Source organism: Mesorhizobium sp. P2_A12 (genome assembly GCF_056405075.1).
Genome location: NZ_JBFUCU010000001.1, coordinates 769,340 through 793,796 on the forward strand (window position 1 = coordinate 769,340; position 24,457 = coordinate 793,796).

Annotated in this window: 21 protein-coding genes; 10 read left to right on the top strand and 11 right to left on the bottom strand. The window is 63.9% G+C overall.

Annotated elements, in window-relative coordinates; genetic code table 11:
• Positions 1-35 precede the first annotated feature (35 nt).
• Both AC1DZU_RS03660 and AC1DZU_RS03665 read right to left on the bottom strand, forming a co-directional pair.
• Positions 36-1,367, bottom strand: a complete 1,332-nt coding sequence (locus tag AC1DZU_RS03660) for an ABC transporter substrate-binding protein (protein ID WP_477281803.1) — start codon at positions 1,365-1,367, stop codon at positions 36-38.
• A 275-nt stretch (positions 1,368-1,642) separates the two neighbouring features.
• A complete protein-coding gene (locus AC1DZU_RS03665; protein WP_477281805.1) occupies positions 1,643-2,332 on the bottom strand; it encodes a PIG-L deacetylase family protein in 690 nt (229 codons plus the stop codon).
• 28 nt (positions 2,333-2,360) lie between these two features.
• Here AC1DZU_RS03665 and AC1DZU_RS03670 point away from each other — a divergent pair, with 28 nt between their 5' ends.
• The 5 genes from AC1DZU_RS03670 (at position 2,361) to nhaA (ending at position 9,577) form a co-directional block, all read left to right on the top strand.
• The gene (locus AC1DZU_RS03670; RefSeq protein WP_477281807.1) at positions 2,361-3,251 is read left to right on the top strand and encodes a DMT family transporter; all 891 of its coding nucleotides are present in this window, start codon (positions 2,361-2,363) and stop codon (positions 3,249-3,251) included.
• A 47-nt stretch (positions 3,252-3,298) separates the two neighbouring features.
• Complete coding sequence (gene hrpB / locus AC1DZU_RS03675; protein ID WP_477281809.1) at positions 3,299-5,761, top strand: ATP-dependent helicase HrpB; 2,463 nt, start codon at positions 3,299-3,301, stop codon at positions 5,759-5,761.
• A gap of 411 nt (positions 5,762-6,172) precedes the next feature.
• Positions 6,173-7,498 (top strand): ActS/PrrB/RegB family redox-sensitive histidine kinase, encoded by a 1,326-nt coding sequence (locus AC1DZU_RS03680; protein WP_477281811.1) that lies wholly within the window; start codon positions 6,173-6,175, stop codon positions 7,496-7,498.
• A gap of 85 nt (positions 7,499-7,583) precedes the next feature.
• The gene (locus AC1DZU_RS03685) at positions 7,584-8,147 is read left to right on the top strand and encodes an ActR/PrrA/RegA family redox response regulator transcription factor (protein WP_095082767.1); all 564 of its coding nucleotides are present in this window, start codon (positions 7,584-7,586) and stop codon (positions 8,145-8,147) included.
• Positions 8,148-8,380: 233 nt separating this feature from the next.
• A complete protein-coding gene (nhaA, locus tag AC1DZU_RS03690; protein WP_477281814.1) occupies positions 8,381-9,577 on the top strand; it encodes a Na+/H+ antiporter NhaA in 1,197 nt (398 codons plus the stop codon).
• Between the two features lie 32 nt (positions 9,578-9,609).
• On the opposite strand, the gene AC1DZU_RS03695 is transcribed toward nhaA, so the two are convergent.
• Complete coding sequence (locus AC1DZU_RS03695; protein WP_477281816.1) at positions 9,610-10,110, bottom strand: MmcB family DNA repair protein; 501 nt, start codon at positions 10,108-10,110, stop codon at positions 9,610-9,612.
• Between the two features lie 356 nt (positions 10,111-10,466).
• Between AC1DZU_RS03695 and AC1DZU_RS03700 the strand changes: the two genes are divergently transcribed.
• Complete coding sequence (locus AC1DZU_RS03700; protein ID WP_477281818.1) at positions 10,467-11,033, top strand: NADPH-dependent FMN reductase; 567 nt, start codon at positions 10,467-10,469, stop codon at positions 11,031-11,033.
• 271 nt (positions 11,034-11,304) lie between these two features.
• Positions 11,305-11,469, top strand: coding sequence for a hypothetical protein (locus tag AC1DZU_RS03705; RefSeq protein WP_477281820.1), 165 nt, complete (start codon positions 11,305-11,307; stop codon positions 11,467-11,469).
• A gap of 143 nt (positions 11,470-11,612) precedes the next feature.
• On the opposite strand, the gene AC1DZU_RS03710 is transcribed toward AC1DZU_RS03705, so the two are convergent.
• Both AC1DZU_RS03710 and cueR read right to left on the bottom strand, forming a co-directional pair.
• Positions 11,613-11,990: a hypothetical protein gene (locus AC1DZU_RS03710; protein ID WP_477281822.1), complete on the bottom strand. Its 378-nt coding sequence runs from the start codon at positions 11,988-11,990 to the stop codon at positions 11,613-11,615.
• 99 nt (positions 11,991-12,089) lie between these two features.
• A complete protein-coding gene (gene cueR / locus AC1DZU_RS03715; RefSeq protein WP_477281824.1) occupies positions 12,090-12,512 on the bottom strand; it encodes a Cu(I)-responsive transcriptional regulator in 423 nt (140 codons plus the stop codon).
• 213 nt (positions 12,513-12,725) lie between these two features.
• Between cueR and AC1DZU_RS03720 the strand changes: the two genes are divergently transcribed.
• Positions 12,726-13,343 carry a L,D-transpeptidase gene (locus AC1DZU_RS03720; RefSeq protein ID WP_477281826.1) on the top strand — a complete coding sequence of 206 codons (618 nt, stop codon included), beginning with the start codon at positions 12,726-12,728 and terminating at the stop codon, positions 13,341-13,343.
• A 196-nt stretch (positions 13,344-13,539) separates the two neighbouring features.
• Here the strand turns inward: AC1DZU_RS03720 and AC1DZU_RS03725 are convergent, their stop codons facing one another.
• The 6 genes from AC1DZU_RS03725 to AC1DZU_RS03750 form a co-directional block, all read right to left on the bottom strand.
• Positions 13,540-14,109 (bottom strand): NifU family protein, encoded by a 570-nt coding sequence (locus AC1DZU_RS03725; protein ID WP_477218388.1) that lies wholly within the window; start codon positions 14,107-14,109, stop codon positions 13,540-13,542.
• A 192-nt stretch (positions 14,110-14,301) separates the two neighbouring features.
• Entirely contained in the window at positions 14,302-14,793 is a 492-nt protein-coding gene (locus tag AC1DZU_RS03730) for a universal stress protein (RefSeq protein WP_184877188.1), read from the bottom strand.
• 104 nt (positions 14,794-14,897) lie between these two features.
• Positions 14,898-15,965 carry a tryptophan--tRNA ligase gene (trpS, locus tag AC1DZU_RS03735; RefSeq protein ID WP_477225234.1) on the bottom strand — a complete coding sequence of 356 codons (1,068 nt, stop codon included), beginning with the start codon at positions 15,963-15,965 and terminating at the stop codon, positions 14,898-14,900.
• A gap of 118 nt (positions 15,966-16,083) precedes the next feature.
• On the bottom strand, positions 16,084-17,691 hold the full coding sequence (gene murJ, locus AC1DZU_RS03740; RefSeq protein WP_477281830.1) for a murein biosynthesis integral membrane protein MurJ: 1,608 nt from the start codon (positions 17,689-17,691) through the stop codon (positions 16,084-16,086).
• Between the two features lie 46 nt (positions 17,692-17,737).
• Complete coding sequence (locus tag AC1DZU_RS03745) at positions 17,738-20,539, bottom strand: [protein-PII] uridylyltransferase (RefSeq protein ID WP_477281832.1); 2,802 nt, start codon at positions 20,537-20,539, stop codon at positions 17,738-17,740.
• Between the two features lie 33 nt (positions 20,540-20,572).
• The gene (locus AC1DZU_RS03750; RefSeq protein ID WP_477281834.1) at positions 20,573-21,541 is read right to left on the bottom strand and encodes a glycosyltransferase family 25 protein; all 969 of its coding nucleotides are present in this window, start codon (positions 21,539-21,541) and stop codon (positions 20,573-20,575) included.
• Between the two features lie 84 nt (positions 21,542-21,625).
• Here AC1DZU_RS03750 and AC1DZU_RS03755 point away from each other — a divergent pair, with 84 nt between their 5' ends.
• Positions 21,626-23,989 carry a heavy metal translocating P-type ATPase gene (locus tag AC1DZU_RS03755; RefSeq protein WP_477281836.1) on the top strand — a complete coding sequence of 788 codons (2,364 nt, stop codon included), beginning with the start codon at positions 21,626-21,628 and terminating at the stop codon, positions 23,987-23,989.
• A 42-nt stretch (positions 23,990-24,031) separates the two neighbouring features.
• Positions 24,032-24,424 (top strand): CopM family metallochaperone, encoded by a 393-nt coding sequence (gene copM / locus AC1DZU_RS03760; RefSeq protein WP_477281838.1) that lies wholly within the window; start codon positions 24,032-24,034, stop codon positions 24,422-24,424.
• The last annotated feature ends 33 nt before the right edge of the window (positions 24,425-24,457 follow it).

The window sequence follows — 24,457 nt, forward strand, 5'->3', positions numbered from 1 at the left end:
CACGGGACGCCTGGGCCTAGCTCGGGAGGAGCCGGTTACATCTTGCCGTCGTCCTGGAAGACCTGTGTCCAGTCCTTGACTAGGCCGTCGAGGGCATCCTTGGCCGAACCCTGGCCGGCGACAACATAGTCATGGAAGCGCTTCTGCGACGCTTGCAGGAGAGGGGCATAGCTGGGCTCGGCCCAGAAATCCTTCACGATGGCCATCGAGTCGAGGAAGGTCTGCGCATAGGGCTGGCTGGCCGGGAACTTCGGATCCTTGACCACGGCGTTTAGGCAGGAGTAGCCGCCGAGCGACCACCACTTGGCCTGCACATCCTTGTTGGCGAACCACTTGATGTATTTCAGTGCCGATTCCTGCTTGTCGGAATAGGACACCACGGAGATGCCCTGGCCGCCGAGCTGGGCGAACTGGTCGCCATCAGGCCCTTTGGGGTTGACGAAGTAACCGATCTTGTCGCCGCCGACATTCTCGTCCTTCTGCAGGCCTGGCCATGTGAAGGCGAAGTTCATGTGCATCGCCACTTGGCCGGATTTGAAGGCATCGACGCCTTCGCCCATATAGCTGTTCGAGGCGCCCGGAGGGGTGCAGCAATCATAGAGCGCCTTGTAGAACTCCAGCCCCTTCACCGACTTGTCGGAATTCACGAAGCCTTCCATTTCGTAGGGCTTCTTCGGGTTCTCGTACTGGAAGCCGTAGCTGTAGAGCACGTCCATGGCGCCCATGGTGATGCCTTCCGAGCCGCGCTCGGTGTAGATCGAGGCGCCATAGACGGTCTTGCCGTCGATCTGCCGCTTCTGGAAGAATTCGGCGATCTGCTTCAACTGGTCGAAGGTGGTGGGCGGGCCGAGATCCCAGCCGTACTTCTCCTTGAATTCCTTCTGCAGCTCCGGCTTGGAGAACCAGTCCTTGCGGTAGGTCCAGCCGACGACGTCGCCCATGGCCGGCAGCGCCCAGTAATTCGGCGTGTTCTTCGGCCATTCCGAATAGCCGACGACGGTCGCCGGCACGAAGTCGTCCATGCTGATCTTCTCCTTGTCGAAGAAATCGTTCAGCTTGACGTAGTGGCCGTTCTCGGCGGCGCCGCCGATCCACTGGCTGTCGCCGATGATCAGGTCGCACAGCTTGCCGTGCGAGTTCAACTCGTTGAGGAAACGATCGGCATAGTTGGTCCACGGCACGAACTCGAATTTCATGCCGATGCCGGTTTCCTTGGTAAAATCCTTGGACAGTTCGACAAGTGCGTTCGCCGGGTCCCAGGCGGCCCAGCACAGCGTCAGGTCTTCAGCGTGCGCGACATTCGAGACGGCTGTCGACGCTGTAATCGCCGAGGCCAGTCCCAACGCCATTTTCAAGCTCGATTTCATGCCTTCCTCCCATTTGCGAAACGCGTCCGGATGACGGTTTCAAGAGCTCCAAACCCCTCTCCTCAGGGGCCCAAACATGGCGGCGCGGCAGCGCTGCAGATGTTTAGTAATTTGTTTAGTGATGCAATTTTTACTAAACAACGCAAGCGAATTCGTTGCTGCGCCGCAGCATACTCGCGGCGATGTCTGAAAACGTTGGGAAAACATGGATCGCGGATCGGATGGTCGAGGCCGTGCAGGCCAAGTCTAGCCAGACCTGAAGGTCGTCTCGACGCTCAGTCGATCCGTTTGGTGCTCACCACGACCGGCCGGATCGCCGGTGCCAGCGGCAGCAGCGCGCGGATGTCGGCGAAGGGAAACACAGGCTCGAAGCGGAAGGCTTCGGCCAGTGAACCCTGCGCGCCGTTGCACTGGCCTGAACGAAATAGGTTCTGCGTTCGCGCGCCGTCGACGAAGCGCTCGGGATCCTGCGACTGATGCATGCGGATCGCCTTGGCCTTGACGTCGGCATGCGCGGAAATATCGACATAATGCGTCGGCGAAAAACCGGTGCCGCCGAGCGTGTCGGCATGCAGCACCGGCACCGCGAACGAAGCCGCGATGCGCACGCCGTCCGACAGCGCGCGATGGTCGCCGTGATAGTCGTTCGGCGCATGGGTGATCGCCAGGTCCGGGCCGACCTCGCCGATCAGCGCTTTCAGCGTCGCGATCAGTGCGGCGTCGGCCACCAGCGCGCCATCCGGGAAGTCGAGAAAGCGTGGCGTGGCCCCAAGCAGGTCTGCCGCTTGGCTCGCCTCCTTGCGCCGCGCCCGGGCAAGCGCGCCGGGATCGCCCTTGCCGCCCTTGGCCCCATCGGTGGCTATGGCAAAAGTGAGTTCTGCGCCTTGCGCGGCATAGGCGGCCATCGTACCGAACATGAAGATCTCGATGTCGTCCGGATGCGCACCGAGCGCCAATATCTTCAAGCCACTCTCTCCCCGGAAATCAAAAAACGTGACGAACGGTATCCTGCTCGCCCTGATCGCCTATGCAAGCTATTCGGGCAGCGATGCCGTTGTCAAAAGCCTCGGCGGCCAGTTCACGGTCTTCGAGATCGGATTTTTCACGACGCTGTTTGCCGGCTTCTTTCTCTTCTTCACGCGGCCGGCGGGCGAGCGCTGGCGTGATTTCTGGCGCACCAGCCGGCCCTGGGCGGTGCAGGCGCGCGCCTGGGCGGGCATCGCGTCCGGCGTGCTCAGCGTCTACGCCTTCACCACCATTCCGCTGGCGGAAGTCTATGCGCTGGTCTTTCTGGCGCCGCTCTGCGTCACCATCCTCTCCACCGTCGTGCTCAAGGAGAAGGTCGGTCCATGGCGATGGCTGGCGGTGGTCGCCGGTTTTGCCGGCGTCATGCTGGTGGTGCGACCGGGGTTTCGCGAGCTCAATCTCGGCCACCTTGCCGCCTTCGGCGTTGCCTTCCTCGCCGCCGCCAGCGTCATCCTGATGCGCTCGCTGGCACAGCAGGAAAAGCGCACGACCATGCTGGGTGTCCTGATCGGCTACGGCCTGTTGTTCAATGGCGTTGGGGCCGCCGCCACCTCATTCACCGTTCCGGACGGCCGGCAGTTGGTGTGGCTGGTGATGGCGGGTGCTTTCACCGCTTGCGGGCAGTTGCTGCAGTTGCTGGCGGTCAAGTATGCGCCTGCCAACCGGATCGCACCGACGCATTATTCGCAGATCGTCTGGGCGGTGATCCTCGGTGCGCTGTTCTTCCAGGAATATCCCGACTGGCTGTCGCTGGTCGGCCTCGCGGTCGTCGGCGGCTCCGGCCTGCTGACCATGGTGCGCGAGGAAGCGCGCCTCGGAACTGTGCGCTGGAACCCGTTTTCCCGCACCCGGCTTTGAACCTGTCACGGTTGCACGGCGACCGCGACCGCTGATATGCGGACGCGATGACCACGAAACCCTTGCCGGAGCTTCCCGTATCCGCCGTGCTGCCGGCGCTGAGTGAAGCGCTGGCCGAACGCAACAGCGCCGTGCTGGTGGCGCCGCCTGGCGCCGGTAAGACGACGCTGGTGCCGCTGGCGCTGCTCGATGCGCCCTGGCTGGGGACCGGCAAGATCGTTCTGCTCGAACCGCGCCGGCTCGCGGCCCGCGCCGCCGCCCGCCGCATGGCCGAATTGTTCGGCGAGGAGCCTGGCGCCACCGTCGGCTACGCCATGCGCATGGAGAACCGCACCTCGGCCAAGACCAGGATATTGGTCGTCACCGAAGGCGTGCTGGCGCGCATGATCCTCGACGACCCCGAACTGCCCGGCATCTCGGCGGTGATCTTCGACGAATTCCACGAGCGCTCGCTCGATGGCGATTTCGGCCTGGCGCTTGCGCTCGACGTGCAGGGCGCGCTGCGGCCGGATCTGCGGGTGCTGGTGATGTCGGCGACGCTCGACGGCGCGCGCGTCGCGACACTGCTGTCGGGCGCGCCGATGATCGAGAGCCAGGGCCGCGCCTTCCCCGTCGACATCCGCTATGACGAGCGTCCGGCAGGCGTTGCCATCGAGGACGCCATGGCCAAGGCGATCCGCTCCGCGCTTGCCGACGAGAGTGGCAGTGTGCTGGCCTTCCTGCCCGGCCAGCGCGAGATCGAACGCACCGCCGAGCGGCTGGCCGGCAAGGTTGGCGCCGACACCGATATCGTGCCGCTCTACGGCATGCTCGACGGCAAGGCGCAGGATGCGGCGATCAAGCCGGCCCCTGCCGGCCGCCGCAAGGTGGTGCTGGCCACCTCCATCGCCGAGACTTCCATCACCATCGACGGCGTGCGCGTCGTCATCGATTCCGGCCTGTCGCGGCTGCCACGCTACGAGCCGGCCAGCGGCCTCACCCGGCTGGAAACCGTGCGTGTCAGCAAGGCGTCCGCCGACCAGCGCGCCGGCCGTGCCGGGCGCACGCAGCCGGGCGTCGCCATGCGGTTGTGGCGTGCTGAGCAGACGGCGGCGCTCCCCGCCTTCACGCCACCGGAAATCCTCGAAGCCGATCTGTCCGGCCTGTTGCTCGACTGCGCCGCTTTCGGCGTCGCCGATCCCATGAGCCTGGCCTTCCTTGATCCGCCGCCCGCTCCGGCGCTCAACGAGGCAAGGCTGCTGCTGCGCGCGCTCGATGCCGTCGACGAGGCCGGCCGCCTGACGGACGCGGGCATGGCGATGCGCAAGCTCGCGCTGCCGGTGCGGCTCGCGCATATGGTCGCCGAGGCAGCCAGGAGCGGCCATGCCGACGAGGCGGCCTTGCTTGCCGTGCTGCTGACGGAACGCGGGCTTGGCGGCGACGGCGCCGATCTGGAGCGACGGCTGATGCGCTTTCGCTCTGAGCGATCGCCGCGCGCAACGGCCGCGCGCCAGCTTGCCGAACGGCTGGCGAGACAGGCCGGCGGCGCGAAGAACGGCGGGACGGTTTCTGCCGGGCTCCTCCTCGTCCACGCCTGGCCCGACCGCGTTGCCAAGGCGCGCGGCGAGCGCGGCCGTTTCGTGCTGGCCAATGGTTCCGGCGCCATGCTCGACGCTGCCGACCCGCTGGCCGGCGAGCCGTTTCTCGTTGTTGCCGACCTGCAAGGCAAGGCGCAGAATGCGCGCATCACGGCAGCGGCGGCAATCGGCGAGGACGATGTCCGCGCTGCCCTTGCCGACAGGATCGAAACAGGCAGGCAAACGAGCTTCGACCGCGACAAGCGCGCCGTGCGTGTGCGCGAGACCGTGCGCCTTGGCGCCATCACCCTTTCCGAGCGCATGCTGCCGCCGCCAACCGGCGCCGACGCCGATCGCGCCATCCTCGATGCCTTGCGCGAGCATGGGCTGTCGCTGCTGACCTGGGGCAAGGAGGCGCAAACGCTGCGCCAACGGCTCTCCTGGCTGCATCGCGGCCTCGGAGCGCCGTGGCCTGACATGGCGGATGCCGCCCTCATCGAACGCCTAGACGACTGGCTGCTGCCGTTCCTGTCCGGCGCGGCATCCTTTGCCGCCATCGATCCGGGCGTGGTTTTGGCCGGGCTGGCCACGCTCGTGCCGCACGACTTGCAGCGCAGGATCGACACGCTGGCTCCAACCCATTTCGACGCTCCGTCGGGCAGCCATGTGCCGATCCGCTATGACGGCGAATGGCCGGTGCTGGCGGTGCGTGTGCAGGAACTGTTCGGCCTCGACCGCCATCCTGCCATCGCCAATGGCACCGTGCCGCTGACGCTCGAACTGCTGTCGCCGGCGCACCGGCCGATCCAGACGACGCGCGACCTGCCCGGCTTCTGGCGCGGCTCCTGGGCCGATGTGCGCGCCGACATGCGCGGCCGCTATCCCAAGCATGTCTGGCCGGAAAATCCGCTGCTCGCCGCCGCAACGGCCCGCGCCAAGCCGCGCGGGACGTAGGTCCCCGACGCAGCACTTTTGATGAATCGCGTGCGGCGACGGACTGCATGCCTTGGCGATTGGCACAAACGCTCCTCGCTTCGTCATCCACGGGCGGAGCAAGGAGCGTAGCGACGCAGCGCAGACCCGAGGATCCATGCCCCGACGTTCGAGCGCTGCCGCGGTGCAGAATTCTGCCCCGCTACGCCCTCTGGCAAGATTCCAGCATTGATCCTCGGGTCTCCACGTCCGCTTCGCTCCCGCTCCGCCCGTGGATGACGAAGTTGAGAAGCTTCGGCCAATCCCGAATCCTCATGACGGTCCACTGAAAAACGAACCATGAAATCTCGGCGGTCAACAAGGCCTCCAACCCGCGAATGCCCCGATGCAGCGCTACTAGCGTTCACCGGCCAGCGGCTGTAATCCATCACCATGATCAACGTTTTTCGTTCGCCCGATTTCCAGCAGAGCCAGAGACTGCGCCTCAACACGCTGATCAGGCTGCGCTGGCTTGCCATCGTCGGTCAGAGCGTGACGGTGCTCGTCGTCGCCTATGGCTTGAAGTTTCCGCTGCCGGTCAGCCTCTGCTTCGCCCTGATTGCCTGTTCGGCCTGGATGAACCTGTTTCTCGCCTTTCGCTTTCCCGCCGCGCATCGCCTCACCCCGCTCGCGGCCTTCGGCATCCTCATCTTCGACAGCCTGCAGCTTGCCGGCCTGCTTTACATGACCGGCGGCCTCACCAACCCGTTCTCGCTGCTGATGACCGTGCCCGTCGTCATTTCGGCGACATCGCTGCCCCTGCGCCTGACCGCCATTCTGGGCGGACTGGTGATGACGGCGGCGACCTTGCTGGTCTTTGTCCATCTGCCGCTGCCCTGGCATGAAGGCGCGCCGTTGGAGATGCCGTTCATCTATGTCGCCGGCATCTGGATGGCGGTGCTGTCCTCGATCGCCTTCACCGCCATATACGCCTTCCGGGTGGCCGCCGAAGCGCGGCTTCTGGCCAATGCGCTTGCCGCCACCGAGCTGGTGCTGCAGCGCGAGCAGCACCTGTCGGCGCTCGACGGGCTGGCGGCGGCCGCCGCGCACGAGCTTGGCACGCCGCTCGCCACCATCACCCTTGTCGTCAAGGAGATGGAAAAGGCGCTCGGCAACGATCCCAAATACGGCGAAGACGTCAGGCTGCTGCGCTCGCAGAGCGAGCGCTGCCGCGAGATCCTCAAGCGCCTGACCAGCCTGTCGTCCGAGGGTGAGGCGCATCTTTCCCGGTTGCCTTTGACCTCGCTGGTCGAGGAGGTCACCGCCCCGCATCGCGACTTCGGCATCTCGATCAAGCTTCGCCCCGGCGAGCGCATCGGCCCCGAGCCGGTCGGGCGCCGCAATCCGGGCGTCATCTACGGCCTCGGCAATCTGGTCGAGAACGCCGTCGATTTCGCCCGCAAGAGCGTCACCGTGAGCTGGAGCTGGGACGACACCGCTGTGGCCTTCTCGATCATCGATGACGGGCCGGGCTTTCCGGCCGAGATCATCGACCGTATCGGCGAGCCCTATATGTCGACGCGCCAGGGCACGGAAGCCGGCGGCGGCCTGGGGCTGGGCCTGTTCATCGCCAAGACTTTGCTCGAACGCTCCGGCGCGACGCTCGATTTCCGCAATTCGAGCGGCCTTGGCGAGGGCGCCGTGGTACAGATATCGTGGCCGCGCGGGGTGTTCCTCAATCCGGAAATCACCTCGGCCAGTATGTTCGACACCGCCTGAGCGCCTTGCAAGGGTTCGAAGAATTGGACAATGAGGCTCAGGAACTATATCTGCGTAAAATTAAGGCAGCAGGAATTTTGAGACCATGACAGGCGACGAAAATATTGGCGCAATGGTTGAAGGCGAGGACACCTCGCTGCTCATCGTCGATGACGACAAGCCGTTCCTCACCCGACTGGCTCGCGCCATGGAAACCAGGGGCTTTGTGGTCGAGACGGCCGAGAGCGTCGAGGAGGCGGTCGGCAAGGCGCGCGCCAACCCGCCGGCCTATGCCGTGGTCGACATGCGGCTCGGCGACGGCAACGGTCTCGACGTGGTTGCCGCGATCCGCGAGAAGCGCGATGATTCCCGCACCATCATCCTGACCGGCTACGGCAACATCGCCACCGCGGTGACGGCGGTGAAGCTCGGCGCCGTCGATTACCTCTCCAAGCCGGCCGATGCCGACGACATCTTCGCCGCACTCACCCGCACGGCCGGCGAGCGTGCGGCGCCTCCGGAAAACCCGATGTCGGCCGATCGTGTGCGCTGGGAGCATATCCAGCGCGTCTATGAAATGTGCGAGCGCAATGTCTCCGAGACCGCGCGCCGGCTCAACATGCATCGCCGCACCTTGCAGCGGATATTGGCCAAGCGCGCGCCGCGCTGAGAGACTGTTTGGAAATCCGCTCTGGCGGCCGTCTGATGGCGTTTTCTGCGCTTCCGTTGCTCACGGACCAATGTCCGCTGCGCTACGGTTCTCGAAACCACCATCATATGACTCACCAGAACGAATTTCGAAACAGTCTCTGAGACGCTGAGACAGAGTTCGATGCTTGCCCGGCAACTGCAGTTTGAGCATCATCGCGAACAATGCCTGGCGGGCGGCATGACGGAGGCGACATGCAGGATTTGAAGCAGCGGCCGGTTTCCGTCTTCCGCGAATTTCTCGATAGCGAGGCGGCCGGCGGCATCGTCCTGATGGCGGCGGCCGCACTGGCCCTGATCGTTGCCAACTCGCCGCTCTCCGAAACCTATTTCTCCGCTCTCCACGCCTATCTCGGCCCGCTCAGCGTCTCGCACTGGGTCAATGACGGGCTGATGGCGGTGTTCTTCCTGCTCGTCGGCCTAGAGATCAAGCGCGAGGTGCTGGACGGACAGCTCTCGACCTGGCCGCGCCGCGTCCTGCCCGGCATCGCCGCAGCCGGCGGCATGTTGGTTCCAGCACTCGTCTACGTTGTGATCAACCGCAACAATGCGGCGGCCCTCTCCGGCTGGGCGATCCCGACCGCCACCGACATCGCCTTCGCGCTCGGCGTGCTGTCGCTGCTCGGCAGCCGTGTGCCGGCCTCGCTGAAGGTGTTCCTCACCGCGCTTGCCATCATCGATGATCTCGGCGCCGTCATCATCATCGCCATCTTCTACAGCAGCGGCCTGTCGTCAGCTTATCTTGGTGCCGCCTTCGCCGTCATTGCCGTGCTCGTCGTGCTCAACCGCATGCGGGTGATGACGCTGCTGCCCTATCTCGTGCTCGGCGCCATCCTGTGGGTGCTGGTGCTGAAATCGGGCGTCCATGCCACGCTTGCCGGCGTGGCGCTGGCGTTGACCATTCCACTCGAACGCTCCGCCGGGATCGGCCACGATCTCGACCATTCGCCGCTGCACCGGCTCGAGCACGGCCTGCACAGGATCGTGCCCTTTGTCGTCATCCCGGTCTTCGGCTTTGCCAATGCCGGCGTTTCGCTCGCCGGCCTGAGCTTTGGCGCGCTGGTCGAGCCGTTGACGCTCGGTGTCGCCGCCGGCCTCGTCGTCGGCAAGCTGGTCGGCGTCTTCGGCTCCTCGGCACTTGCCATCCGCTTTGGCCTCGCCGACCTGCCGGCGCATGCCGGCTGGTCGCACTTGATCGGCATCTCGCTGCTGTGCGGCATCGGCTTCACCATGAGCCTGTTCATCGGCCTGCTCGCCTTCGCCAGCGACGCGGCACTCCAGGACGCGGTCAAGGTCGGCATCCTCGCCGGCTCCTTCATCGCCGCCCTCCTCGGCGCCGCCGTGTTGTTGATGGCGCCGGCGGCGAGTGGGGTGGAAGAGAGCGAAGAATAGGGCTGGCCCCCGCATTTCCTGGGTTTTGCGAACTACTCGCTCTCCCCCTCCAGCGCCGGCACCGACACGCCGGCAAGCTCAGCCGCCAGCAGCCGCGAGGCGCCGGCTCGCGCGATCCGCAGCATCAGCGCCTTGCGCGTCGCCGCCGCCATGCGGTGCTCCGGCGCATCGCGAAGGATTTCGGCGCCGTAGCCGTCGGAGAGGATGAAGCCGCACTCCTCGGGAAAGATCTCCGAGGGCACGCCGGGATGGGTGGCGAAGAAGAAGCGGTCGGAATGCAGCCGGTAGTCGGGCCATTTGCGGTCGACCCTGAAATCCTCGACCGAGGACTTGATCTCGATGATCCAGATGTCGCCCTGCCGCGTCAGCGCGACGAGGTCGGCACGGCGGCCGGTGGCCAGCGACAGTTCGGGCAGCACATGCGCGCCCATTTCCATCAAAAGCCGCTGCACGCCGCGCCGCACCAGCATCGCGCGCTCAGACTGGCGGCCGTCGACAAGCGGATTTTGCAGAATCGGCGAGATAATTGGCATGGCGGCACCATGTCAGATTTTGTTCACGGTTTGAACCTGTTTGTTGGGGGCGACGATGAACGTCGGCCTAGCCAATTCGCCCGGCCCTATGGGAGTGGCCGGTACGGTCGGGGTGCTTGGTGTTGGGGTAGGCCGCACCGGCCACTGCGGGATCAGGCTTTTGGGATCGTCCCCCGCACTGCCCAAGTTATAGGCACATTAGCGATATCTCAACTAAGACTGAAGTCCCAGACACGCGCTACCCAGCCGTAGGGCCGTCGCTGCCCACGATACGCGTGCATTGATCGGCCCAGGGGTGTACCCTTCAGGACTGCGCTGCCAGCCGCATACTGGCTTTCTCCCGGGGAGGTATTCCCATGACCGCGTACAAAGTCGGTTATCTCATTGGCAGCCTCGCCAAGGGCTCAATCAACCGGAAGCTGGCCAAGGCGCTCGTGAACTTGGCGCCAGCCGAACTCTCGATGGCCGAAATCCCGTTCAAGGATCTGCCGCTGTACAGCTACGACTACGACGCTGATTTCCCTCCGCCGGCAAAGGCATTCAAGGAAGCGCTCGCCGGGATCGAAGCCGTGTTGTTCGTCACGCCCGAATACAACCGCTCAATCCCAGGTGGGCTGAAGAACGCGATCGACTGGGCCAGCCGACCCTACGGCCATAACTCGTTCACCCGAAAACCGTCGGCGGTCATCGGCACCTCGCCGGGTTCGATCGGCACCGCGCTGGCGCAGCAAAGCCTTCGCGGCGTTCTTGGCTTCTGCAACTCCCCGCAGATGAACTCGATCGAGGCTTACATCCAGTTCAAACCCGGTCTGATCACCGATGAAGGCGAGGTCACCGACGCCGGGACCGAGGAGTTCCTGCGCGACTACATGATGCAATTCCACGGCTTCATCACTCGGGTCTATACCGCTCTGTCCACATAGGTCACAGGACACCGCGCGGCCGTAAGCCCTAGCCTTGCGAAATGCCCTCCTTTCCATGCCGATACCGGTCCGGTAGCTTATCTGGATGGGCGTTCTGGATTGGTTGGCCCGCTGGTATGAAGCACAACCGCTAAGCTAGGGGCGTCCAATGAGCGAGAACGCCGATCTTGTGATCTAACCCGGATGCACCCAAAAGAAGTCAGGCATCGGTCCTTGAAAGCCTGAACTTGTGGAGCTTATCGTCGCTTCCATGGGGACGGGTGACGCGACATTGAACAGCAACGAAGGCGAACAACTGTGGGCCTTCGACCTTGACGCTCTGCGCGAGGCCTTTGGAAAGTCTGTTCAGGAACATAAGATCACGGCGGACGATTGGGCGGAACACGCCAATCAGTTCCTCGAAAAACAAAGAGATCGTCCGCGCGAATCGACTTGATACGCCGGATGACCGGCGCGGCTGGGGCTATCTTGGGGATGCCCACCCGCCCATCCATCAAAAGCCGCTGCATGCCGCGCCGTACCAGCATGGCGCGCTCGGACGACTGACAGCCGGACTCTGTGGGCCAATTGAGAGCAGGCTCAATCATCCAGCCAGTATGCTCGAAAACAGCCAAATTGGGGCGCGATCCCAAGCCGCCGCCTGGCGTCGAATTCCATCTCGGACAGCGCCCTGGCTGAGTTGTTCCCGGCCACATCGGGCACGATGGTGTACCCTTCGGCGACCAACTGCAGTCGCATTTCCTCGTAGTGCCTTTTGAAGCCGTTCTTGATCTTGTTCCGCGGATACCGGCGCCCGTGCATGCATTCCTGGCCCAGGATATCGGAATACCGCAGGGCGCTGGCCATTCTCACTTTTTCTTCGAAGATCGGCCTGTAAGGCAACTTGTCCTTGGACCAGCATCGTCCTGCCGACGCGACCAGCGTCGCGGCCAACAGGCCTGCCAGGAACTTCCCCACTCAGGTCCCTTCCGACCAAGCAGATGTGCATTAGCCCCGGTTAATGTTACGGCAAATCCTACTGGTTTCCAAATGATGCTCCCGCTGGACGCATAGCGCCTATGCGGCCGTCGAAGCATCCTTGCCGCCGGGCAGCGCAGCCCCCGCCATGTCATCCAGGATCGGGCAGTCCGGCCGGTCGTCGCCGTGGCAGGCGTGGATCAGCGTCTGCAGGGTCGAACGCATCGACTGCAATTCGCGCACCTTTTCCTCGATCGCCCTGACATGGGCGGCGGCGATCTCGCGCACGTCGTGGCTGGCGCGGCTCCGATCCTTGTAGAGCGCCATCAACTGGCGGCAGTCGTCGATGGAAAAGCCGAGGTTGCGCGCGCGGCGCAGAAAGGCCAGCCGGTGGATGTCGTCACCGGAATAGTCGCGGTAGCCGTTGGCGGCACGCGCAGGGGCGATCAGGCCGATCTCTTCATAGTAGCGGATGGTTTTGGCCGGCAGGCCTGAATGGTGGGCGGCGTCACCGACATTCATGACGATTTTCCTTGATTTTTAATGGGCTTACGGACGGGGCCATTGATTTTGCTTCACAATCCTGTGAGGCCTGTTGCCGAAATGCCATAGTAATGCGCCTACCAGCATGTAAGCCCCTGCATATAGGCATCGGGCGCTTGGCAAGCAAAGAAAATGCCAGCATGAATGATGCAAGGAAAGCGGCCGACTCGTGCCGCTGAGTTGGGGCGTCTTATGCGCATGAAGTCGTTTGCAATCGCCGCCGCATTGGCGCTTTCCACTGCTATCGCCGGTTGCAGCAGCATCGGCATGCAGATTTTCTCCAACGACTATGGTGCGGTGACCGATGCCGGTTACCAGCTGCCGCGCGTCCCGATCGAGAAGGTGCCGATGAGGTATCATCGGCAAGAGGTGAACTACGACAGCTTGGAAAGGCCGGGCACCATCATCGTCGATACGCAGAACAAGTTCCTCTATTTTATCGAGGGTGACGGCCGGGCTATTCGCTACGGCATCGGCGTCGGCCGCGAGGGCTTCGAATGGCACGGCACCGCCCATATCGCGCTGAAGCGCGAATGGCCGACCTGGACGCCGCCTTCGCAGATGATCCGCCGCCAGCCGGAGCTGGCGAAGTTTGCCGGTGGCATGGAGCCGGGCCTGAAGAACCCGCTTGGCGCCCGCGCCATGTACCTGTTCAACAAGGGCGGTGACTCGGGCTATCGCCTGCATGGCAGCCCGGAATGGAATTCGATTGGCAAGGCAATGTCGTCAGGCTGCATCCGCCTGATGAACCAGGACATTATTGACCTTTACGACCGCACTTCGGTGGGCGCCAAGGTCATAGTTCTTTAGGCCATGATCCCGAAAACCGGTACCGGTTTTCGGCAAAATCATGGTCAGATACAGACGCCATTCATGCGCGGACCGTCTAGGCAACAACGGACGTCCCAAACAGAAAACCGGGCAATTCGGCCCGGTTTTTTGTTTTTTGCGCCCGTTTTTTGCGCTTGATTGAATCTGTTTGCCGGCAAAGAAGCCAGCGGGGCGATCAGGAAACCTGCTCGACCTGCTGCACTTCCGGCACGAAGTGGCGCAGAAGATTCTGGATACCGTGCTTCAGCGTCGCCGTCGAAGACGGGCAGCCGGCGCAGGCGCCCTTCATGTGCAGGAACACCGTGCCGTTCTCGAAGCCGCGGAAGGTGATGTCGCCGCCGTCCTGGGCGACCGCCGGACGCACCCGCGTGTCGAGCAGTTCCTTGATGGTGATGACGAGTTCCTCGTCGGCCTTGTCGTAGAACTCACCCGTCAGGCTGGTCTCGGCGGCGGGGCCGGCCTTGGCCATGACCGGCGCGCCGGACATGAAATGCTCCATGATGGCGCCCAGAATCGCCGGCTTCAAATGCTGCCAGTCGGGGCCGTCCTTGGTCACGGTGATGAAATCGTAGCCGAAGAAAACACCGGTAACGCCGGGAATCTCGAACAGCCGGCCAGCCAGCGGCGACGCGGTGGCTGCGCTGTCGGCATCGCGGAAATCGGCGGTGCCTTCCAGAAGCACTTCCTTGCCGGGCAGGAATTTCAGCGTCGCCGGATTTGGCGTCGATTCGGTCTGGATAAACATGGCCGTCTCCGTGCCCGTTTCGGGCAACCAGTTTGGAATAGTTCTAAATAGGCTCTATTGGCTGGACATTCAAGCGAAACGCATCGCCAGAACGGCTGGCTGGCGGAATGTTTTTGCGACTTGCGATGCGCTTTGAGGTGCGATTCAGGTCTGGCCGTTTGCAGGCCGGCATCACCCGAATACCAGCACACCTCAGGCGAGGCTGTCGATCTCCTCGTCCGACAGGTTCTGCGGCACCACTGTCACCGGGATCGGGAAGGCGGCACCCTTGCCGGCCACGGCGCCGACCAGCGGTCCGGGACCTTCCTTGCCGGCGCCGGCGGCCAGCACCAGGATGGCGATGTCCTGGTCCTCCTCGATCAGTTTGTGGATCTCTTCGGTCGGCTTGCCTTCGCGCACCACCATCTCCGGCTCGATGCCAAGCTTCTGGCGTACCTTGTTGGCATAACCGTCAAGCGCGGCGCGCGCCGTGGCATTTGCCTCCTCGCGCATGATCTTCTCGACACCCAGCCAGTGCTGGAAATCGTCCGGCTCGATGACATAGAGCAGCACCAGCGTGCCGCTTGTGCTCTGCGCCCGCTTCGAGGCGTAGGCGACGGCGCGCTCGCATTCCGGCGTGTCGTCGATGATCGCCAGGAACTTGCGGCGATGGCCGGCTTCGCGGCTGAGGCGTTTGGAGACCATGTCTACTTACTCGGTGTCATTGCGGCCGCAATCTGCCACTGCCGCAGACCGGCGGCAAGCCGCCGGCCTTATGCCAGTGTGGTGCAGTGCACCCGATGTTGGGATCAGCTCTGCAGCAGCCCGATGATGTCGCGCACCGTCTTCATCGTCGCTTCGGCCAGCACGCCGGCACGCTCGCCGCCATCCCTCAGCACCGCGTCGACATAGGCGCGATCGTCGGAAATGCGGCGCATCTCGCTGGCGATCGGCGCCAGCTTCTCCACCGCAAGGTCGGCCAGCGCCGGCTTGAACACCGAAAACTGCTGGCCGGCGAACTCTTTCAGCACGTCTGCCTTCGACATATCGGCGAGACCCGCATAGATGCCGACCAGGTTTTCCGCCTCGGGCCGGCTGGCCAGCCCGTCCAGCTCGCTCGGCAACGCTTCCGGGTCGGTCTTGGCCTTGCGGATCTTCTTCGAGATCGCATCGGCATCGTCGGTCAGGTTGATGCGCGACAGGTCCGACGGATCCGACTTCGACATCTTCTTCGAGCCGTCGCGCAGCGACATGATGCGCGCCGCCGGCCCGCCGATCACCGGCTCGGTCAGCGGGAAATAGCCGTTCACGGTCTCCTCGCCGACCTGCATCTCGACGCCGACGCCAAGGGCCGCGATGCGATCCGAAAAGTCGTTGTTGAACTTCTGCGCGATGTCGCGGGTCAGCTCCAGGTGCTGCTTCTGGTCCTCGCCCACCGGGACGTGGGTGGCGCGATAGAGCAAAATGTCGGCAGCCATCAGGCTCGGATAGGCAAGCAGGCCGAGCGAAGCGTTCTCGCGGTCCTTGCCGGCCTTGTCCTTGAACTGCGTCATGCGGTTCATCCAGCCGATGCGCGCCACGCAATTGAAGATCCAGGCGAGTTCTGCATGCTGCATGACCCGCGACTGGTTGAAGACGATGTGCTTCTTCGGGTCGATGCCCGAGGCCAGGAACGCCGCGGTTATCGACCGCGTCTGGTCGGCGAGGTCGTCATAGACGAGCTGTGCGGTCAGCGAATGCAGGTCGACGACGCAATAGATGCAGTCGGAGGTTTCCTGCAGGGCGACGAATTTCTTGATGGCGCCGAGATAATTGCCGAGATGCAGATTGCCGGTCGGCTGGACGCCGGAAAAGACGAGTGGCTTGAAGGCGGTCATGGTTGTTCCCTTGGCTTGTGGAGGGCCGTTTCGCGCGCGGCGAAAGTCTTGCGACGGCGCGCTTATGGACGAACATGACGATCCGATCAAGGCCGGTTTTGCCGCCGAGTTGTCCGGTCTATTCGTCAGGGTCGGTCTTCGCCACCGGTGGCGTCGCCTTCCCCGATCCACGCTTGACGTTGCGCCGGATCATGCCGAAATCGGCGCCGCCGGTGGCGAAGGCCGTGATGAAGTAGAGCAGCGCCCCGCCGGCGACGAGCGCCAGAAGCGTCGTCGCCTTGACGACCAGCGGCGCACCCCGGCCGAGCCTGATGGCGAACCAGTGTTCGGCAAAGTAAAGTGCCGTGCCCATCACGATCGCCGACAGCACCAGCCGCGGAATGCGTTTCATCAGCGGCACGTCGCGGCCCCAATGGCCACGCCTGATCAAGACGCCGAGCAGCATCAGCGCGTTGACCCAGCCGGCGACGGCCGAGGCGACGGCGATGCCGGGCGCGCCCATTTCCGGAAACAGTGTCAGCGCCGTGGTGACGTTCACCGCCACCGAGATGGCGGCGAACATCATCGGCGTGCGGGTGTCCTCGCGGGCGAAATAGCCTGGGGTGAACGCCTTGATCAGCACGAAGGCCGGCAGGCCGAGGCCGAAGATCGCCAGGATCGCCGCCACCGTCGGCGTCGAGTTGTTGGCGGCAAAGGCGCCGCGCTCATAGACCAGCCGCACGATCGGCTCCGACATTACCCACAGTGCCGCGGCTGCCGGCAAGGTGAGGAACAGCGTGAACTCGACCGAGCGGTTCTGCAGATTGGCCGCCTCGATCAGGTTGCCCGACTTCAGCGCCCGCGACAGTTCGGGCAACAGCACGATCGCCACCGCCACGCCGACCACGCCGAGCGGCAACTGGTAGATGCGGTCGGCATAGGCGAGCGAGGACACCGCGCTGTTCTGCGCCGAGGCGATCGCCGTGCCGATCAGCTGGTTGATCTGGGTGATGCCGCCGGTGATCGCCGCCGGCAGCGCCAGGATCAGCAGCCGCTTGACCGCGGGCGTCATTTTCGGACGCCGGAAGCCGATCGAGATGCCGGCATGGCGCACCGCCACCCAGACGATCGCCAGTTGCACCAGTCCGGCGGCCAGCACGCCCCAGGACAGTCCGTAGCCGACGGCGAGGGCGTCGGAGCCCTTGTACCAGGCATAGGCGAGCACGCCGATCAGGATGATGTTGAGGAACACCGGCGCCACCGCCGCTGCGAAATAGCGGCGCAGTGAATTCAGCATCCCCGCCATCATGGCGCCCAGCGACATGCAGATCAGATAGGGGAACATGATCGTCGCCAACGTCACCGTGGTGTCGAATTTTCCCGGTATGCCGGCAAAACCCGGCGCCACCAGGTAGCGCACGATCAGCGGCATCGACAGTTCCATGACGATGGTTAGCGCTAGCAGCGCCGTGAACAAGACGCCGAACACCTCCTCCGAGAAGCGCTTGGCGCCTTCGGTGCCGTGCGTCTCGATCTCCTTGGCGAACAGCGGCACGAAGGCGGCGTTGAAGGCGCCCTCGGCGAACAACCGGCGAAAGGTGTTGGGAAACTGGAAGGCGGCGTTGAAGGCGTCGGCGACAGGTCCGGTGCCCAGCGCTGCCGCCATCAGCATCTCGCGCCCGAAGCCGAGCGCGCGGCTCATCAGCGTGCCGGAAGCGACCGTTGCGAATTTCTTGACGAGGCTCATGCTTTTGGGAACTGCCTGCGGAATTGGGACAAAGTGATGGTCGCTGTCACTCGGCGGCGGCCTTGGCCTTGCCGCCACGCTCTGGCGCGACGCCTTCAAGCGCCGCCATCAGCCGGTTGCGGATGGTGGCGATGCGGGCCGGGTTGTCGATCTTCTGGCCGGTGAGGTCGGTGACGTAGAAGGTGTCGATGACCTTCTCGCCGAAGGTGGTGATGTGGGCCGATGCGATGTCGAGCGACAGGTCGGATAGCGTTCCGGTGATCTCCGACAGCAGGCCAGGCCGATCCAGGCCCTCGACCTCGATGACCGAAAAACGGTTCGACAATGCGTTACGGATTTCGGCGCGCGGCGGGATCTTGAACACCTTGGCGCCACGCCGCGGCTTGGTCCGCTTCTCGATCATCTCCGGCAGCCAGCTCTTGCCCGACAGCACGTCCTCGATCAGCCGGCCGACGCGCTCGGCGCGCCGGCGCTCGTCCTCGTCGCGGTCGAATTCCCTTGAGATCAGGATGGTGTCCAGGGCGCGGCCGTCCGACGTGGTGAAGATCTGCGCGTCGACGATGTTGCCACCAGCTCCGGCGCAGGCCCCGGCGATGACCGAGAGCAGGCGGGGATGGTCCTGCGCCAGCACGGTGATTTCGGTCACCGCCTCGAACTGGTGGGTCTTGACCATGGTGGCGAGCTTGTTGCCCGAAGCGTCCGCTTCGCGGATGAATTCGGCATGGCGCAACTGATCGGCGAGATCGACGGTCAAAAGGTAGTTCTCGTAGTGCAGGGCGACATAGCGCTTGCGGGCCTTGTCCGGCCAGTTGGCGAGCGCCTCGGCCAGACGTTCGCGCGCCGCCGCCGTCCGCTGCGCGCGCGACACTTCCGAAAAGCCGCCGGTCAAAAGCAGTTCGGTCTCATAGTATAGCGTGCGCAGCAGCTGGCCTTTCCAGCCGTTCCAGACACCGGGTCCGACGCCCCTGATGTCACAGACGGTGAGGATCAAAAGCAGCTTCAGCCGCTCGACCGATTGCACGATCGCGGCGAAATCCTCGATGGTCTTGCGATCGTTGAGGTCGCGGGTCTGCGCCGTCATCGACATCGCGAGGTGGTTCTCGACCAGCCAGGCGACGGTTTCCGTGTCGGCTGGTGACAGCCCCATATGCGGGCAGATGCGCCGGGCGATCCTGGCCCCAGCCTCGGAATGATCCTCCGGCCTGCCTTTGGCGATGTCGTGCAGCAGCACGGCGACATAGAGCGCCTCGCGGCTCTTCTTCAGGCCCGGCATCAGCGTGTGCGACAGGGGATGGACCTTCTCGCCGTCGCCGCGCTCGATCTCGGCCAGCACGCCGATGCAGCGGATCAGGTGCTCGTCCACCGTATAGTGGTGGTACATCGAGAACTGCATCATGGCGACGATCTTGCCGAAATCCGGGATCAGCTTGCCGAGCAGCCCCGCCTCGTTCATGCGCCGCAGATTGAGTTCGGCATTGCGGTCCGAGGTCAGGATGTCGAGGAACAGCCGGTTGGCCTCCTCGTCTCGCCGCAGCGACTTGTTGACCAGGCCGAGCGAGCGGGTCAGCAGCTTCAGCGCATCGGGATGGAACTCCAGACCGTGCTTGTCGGCGAACCAGAACAATCTCAAAAGATTGACCGGATCGCGCTCGAACACCTGGTCGTCGGCGATGTTGATGCGGTGGTTGTCGACAATGAAGTCCGAGGTGCCGGCAAGCTTGCGCTTGCGCCGCGAGAAGGTGAGGAAGATGCGGTTGAAGCCCGGCACGTGCTTGGCCTGCTCTTCCTCGAGCGCGGCGCAGAAGATGCGGGTCAGGTCGCCGACATCCTTTGCGACGAGGAAATAGTGCTTCATGAAGCGCTCGACCGCCGACAGGCCGGGATGGCTGGTGTAGCCGAGCCGCTCGGCGATCTCGCGCTGGATGTCGAAATGCAGCCGTTCTTCGGCCTTGCCGGTGAGGAAATGCATGTGGCAGCGCACCGCCCACAGGAAATCCTCGGCCTTCTGGAATTCGCGATATTCGCCCTCGGTGAAGACGCCCTTGTCGACCAGCTCCTCGCCGGTGCGCACGCGGTAGAAGTACTTGCCGATCCAGAACAGCGTCTGCAGGTCGCGTAGGCCGCCCTTGCCGTCCTTGACGTTGGGCTCGACGAGATAGCGGCTTTCGCCGGCCTTGGCATGGCGATCGTCGCGTTCGGCAAGCTTGGCCTGGACATATTCGGGGCCGGTCGTGCGCACCACCTCATGGTCGAAGCGCAGCATCAGCTCGTCATAGAGCTTGAGCTCGCCCCACAGGAACCGCGCCTCGAGGATCGAGGTCCGGATGGTGACGTCGGTGCGCGACAGGCGCAGGCATTCGTCGATGTTGCGGGTGGCGTGGCCAACCTTCAAGCCCAGATCCCACAGCATGTAGAGCATGTACTCGACCGTCTGCTCGCCCCATGGCGTCTGCTTGTAGGGCAGCAGGAACAGGAGGTCGATGTCGGAGCCAGGCGCCAGCGTGCCGCGGCCATAGCCGCCGACGGCGACGACGGCCATGCGCTCCGCCGAGGATGGATTCTTGACCCGGTAGACATGCGTGACGGCGAAATCGTAAAGCGCCCGGATGATCTCGTCCATGAGATGCGACAGCCGCGCCGCACAGGCACGCCCACTGCCGTCGTCCCTCAGCATGCGTTCGGCAATGGCGCGTCCGTCCGCCAACCGCCCCTTGAGAAGCTGAAGCACACCACTGCGCGCGGCCTGTCCGGAGCCGTCCCCGGCGGTGGCCGCGGTCAGCGCCGTCATCTCGCGGCGCAAGGCTTCGCCGTCGATCAGTTCGTCGAGCTTCAGGGAGATTTTCGCCATAGGGTCCGGTTGGTCTCGCCTTTTCGGCGGCGTCTATAGCGCCTTTTCGCGGTTGTGGGTATGGGCAGGACGGACACGTTCGCCGTGGCGATAGAACGCTATGAACCTGTTTCTCTGCTTAAGGAGGCAGAAGTCGACGATCCTCCCCAGCAATTTCCTGGCCTCGGCCCCGATTCTCATCGGCAGCGTCTTGGTCGTGCGCGATCCGGATTGGATGCCGGCAAGCCACTGGTCCCGACGTTCCTCAAGAAGCAGGCTCGGCAGTGCGGCGGTCCGCAAGAAGCGCTCCTGCGCGCACAGCGCCGGAATCAGCTGATAGATCGCCGCGCCGGGGGAAGGGGCGAATCTTGGATTGAAAATGACTTGGTCGACGGGACTGCTGAGCTCCGCGGTGCCGTCGATGAGATCGCGCGCCGCCTGCCGCGACAGTATGTAGCCGGCAGCGCCGACGTGAGCTCCGTGCAGTCTGGACGTGGAAAAGCCGTGGCCGGCCGGAGAGCGCCGCCATGCCAGCCGGGTCTTCTTGAAGAACGTCTCCAGCTTGACGATCTCGGCATCAGCCGGGATCCAACTGGCGTCGGCAAGCATCGCGCCGGCATTTTCTGAAAAGATGACATCGTCTTCAAAAATCACGCCATAGGCATCGTCGCCATCGGCGATCCTTGCCCAGCAGGCCTTGTGGCTGAGGAAACAGGCGATCTCGGTGTTGGTCAGACGCAACTGTGTCAGCGGATTGAGCCGCATCGGTGTTTGCGGGAGGTCGGATCGGCCCTGGGCGTCGACCGCCGCGACGCGTTCGAAGTCAACGTCGATACGGGCAAACTCCGACGTCACATGCGCGAGCCGGTCCTGGGACCGGTCGAGGTTTATGACCAGGCACTTCATTGGAAATGGAATCGATGCATTCGGATGCGCTTGGATTGTCAATCGGCGGCTCCATAGCACAAGAAGCCGCCGCGCATCCGACTTTCTTTGATGGTGGCCCGGCGCCGGCGACGACACACGGAAAAAGAAAATTATGCCCTTGACCTTCCAGTTACTGGAAGCACTACCTCCGCATCAAGACGAGGCATCGAGGCATTTTGAATGACGCATTCAGAACATCATCATCACGCGCATGACGGCTGCTGCGCGGCGAAAGCTGCAGCCGGGGAGGCGGCCGTGGTGCGGGATCCTGTCTGCGGCATGACCGTCGACCCTGCGACGGCCAAGCACTCTGTCCGTCATCAAGCTCGGGACTTCTACTTCTGCTCGGCCGGCTGCAAGGCGAAATTCGAGGCGGAACCGCAAAAATATCTCGGCGGCAAGGCTGCACCGCAGCCGATGCCCAAGGGCACGCAATACACCTGTCCGATGCATCCCGAAATCATCCGCGATAAGCCCGGCTCCTGCCCGAAATGCGGCATGGCGCTGGAGCCGATGGGCGTGCCCACTGGTGATGAAGGACCAAATCTCGAGCTGGTCGATTTCTCCAGGCGATTCTGGGTCAGTGCCGCGCTCTCGCTGCCGTTGCTGTTCATCGCCATGGCGCCGATGCTCGGCCTGACGTTCGAGGCATTTGTCGACGAACGCACGATGGTCTGGCTGGAACTGGCATTGGCCAGCCCCGTCGTATTGTGGGCGGCGCTGCCCTTCTTCCATCGCGGCTGGGATTCGCTCGTCATCCGCAGCCCCAACATGTGGACGCTGATCTCGCTCGGCGTCGGCGCGGCCTATCTCTACAGCGTCGCAGCCACACTGTTCCCGGGCATTTTTCCACATCAGTTCCGTGGCCATGGCGGCGCGGTGCCGGTCTATTTCGAGGCCGCCGCCGTCATCGTCGCGCTGGTCTTCCTCGGCCAGGTGCTGGAATTGCAGGCCCGTGAAAAGACCGGGTCGGCAATCCGCGCTTTGCTTGATCTCGCGCCGAAGACCGCGCGGCTGATCGGTACCGACGGTTCCGAAAGCGACGTGCCGCTCGATGCGGTCAAGGTGGGTGATCGCCTGCGCATCCGTCCCGGTGACGCCGTGCCGGTCGACGGCACCGTGATGGAAGGTCGTTCCTCCCTCGACGAATCGATGATCACAGGCGAACCGTTGCCGGTCGAAAAGGTCGAAGGCGATACCCTCACCGCCGGTACGCTCAATAAAAACGGCTCGCTGATCCTGCGCGCCGAGCGGATCGGCGCCGAGACCACGCTGGCGCGCATCGTCGAACTCGTCGCCAGGGCGCAGCGCTCGCGCGCCCCTATCCAGGGGCTGGCCGATCGCGTTTCCTTCTACTTTGTCCCGGCAGTGGTGCTGGTCGCGATCGCGGCCTTCGTCGGCTGGGCTGTCCTTGGCCCCGAACCCAGCCTGATCTTCGCCATCGTCTCGGCGGTGTCGGTGCTGATCATCGCTTGCCCCTGCGCGCTCGGCCTCGCCACGCCGATGTCGATCATGACCGCCACCGGTCGGGGTGCCCATGCCGGCGTGCTGATCAAGGAAGCCGCCGCGCTCGAACGCTTCGCCTCCGTCGACACGCTGATCGTCGACAAGACGGGCACGCTGACCGAAGGCCGGCCGAAACTGACCGATGTCGTTGCCGCAAATGGCTTTTCCGAAGACGAATTGCTGGCCCTTGCTGCCGGCCTGGAAAAGGGCTCGGAGCATCCGCTCGCCGAAGCCATCGTCGAAGGCGCCGGTACGCGCGGCCTGGAGATCGCCAACGCCAGCGGCTTCGAGGCCGTCACCGGCAAGGGCGTTTCCGGCACCCTGTCGGGAAACAAGGTCGCGCTCGGCAATGCGGCGATGATGACCGATCTCGGCATCGACACCGCGTCCGTCTCCGCCAGGTCCGAAACGCTGCAGACCGAAGGCAGGACCGTGATGTTCGTTGCCGTCGGCGACAAGCTGGCCGGCATCGTCGCTGTCGCCGATCCGGTCAAGGCAACCACCGCCGAGGCGATCCGGGCGCTGCATGACAGCGGCCTGAGGATCGTCATGGCGACCGGCGACAATGAACGCACGGCAAAAGCGATCGCCAGGAGCCTCGGCATCGACGAAGTTCGCGCCGGCCTGTTGCCGGAACAGAAGGCAGCCCTCGTCGAGGAATTGCGCGCCAGGAGCAAAGGTGTCGCCATGGCCGGCGACGGCGTCAACGACGCCCCCGCCCTTGCCGCCGCCGATGTCGGCATCGCCATGGGCACCGGCGCCGATGTCGCCGTCGAAAGTGCTGGCATCACGCTGGTCAAGGGCGACCTCAACGGCATCGTGCGGGCGCGTACCCTGGCGCAGGCGACGATCCGCAACATCCGCCAGAACCTGTTCTTCGCCTTCCTCTACAACGTGCTCGGCGTACCCGTCGCCGCAGGTGTGCTCTATCCGCTCACCGGCACGCTTTTGTCGCCGATGCTGGCGGCGGCGGCGATGAGCCTGTCCTCGGTGTCGGTGATATCCAACGCATTGCGGCTGCGGGCGTTGAAACTCTGAGCAAAGCCCCCAAATACGAAACCACTCAACAGGAGACCATTAATGACCTTGGCTAAAAAACTCGTCCTTTTGCTGATGGCTGCCGGAATGCTGCTTGCCGTCTTCCTCGAAAGCGTTCCGGCGCAGAGCGAAGAGATGAAACACGACATGGCTGGCATGTCGACGGATGCGACCGGCCCTTCGAGCGAAGGCTACAAGGCGGCGATGGACAAGATGCATGCCGACATGATGGCGTTGCAATATACCGGCAATGCCGATGCCGATTTCGTCCGTGGCATGATCCCGCACCATCAGGGCGCTATCGACATGGCCAAGGTAGAGCTTGCCAACGGCAAGGACCCGGAGATTCGCAAGCTGGCCGAGGGGGTCATCGCCGCGCAGGAAGCCGAGATCAAGCAGATGCAGGGCTGGCTCGCAGCCCATCCGGTGAAGTAAGCCTTTTCGCGAAGCAGGATCCGGCGAGAAATC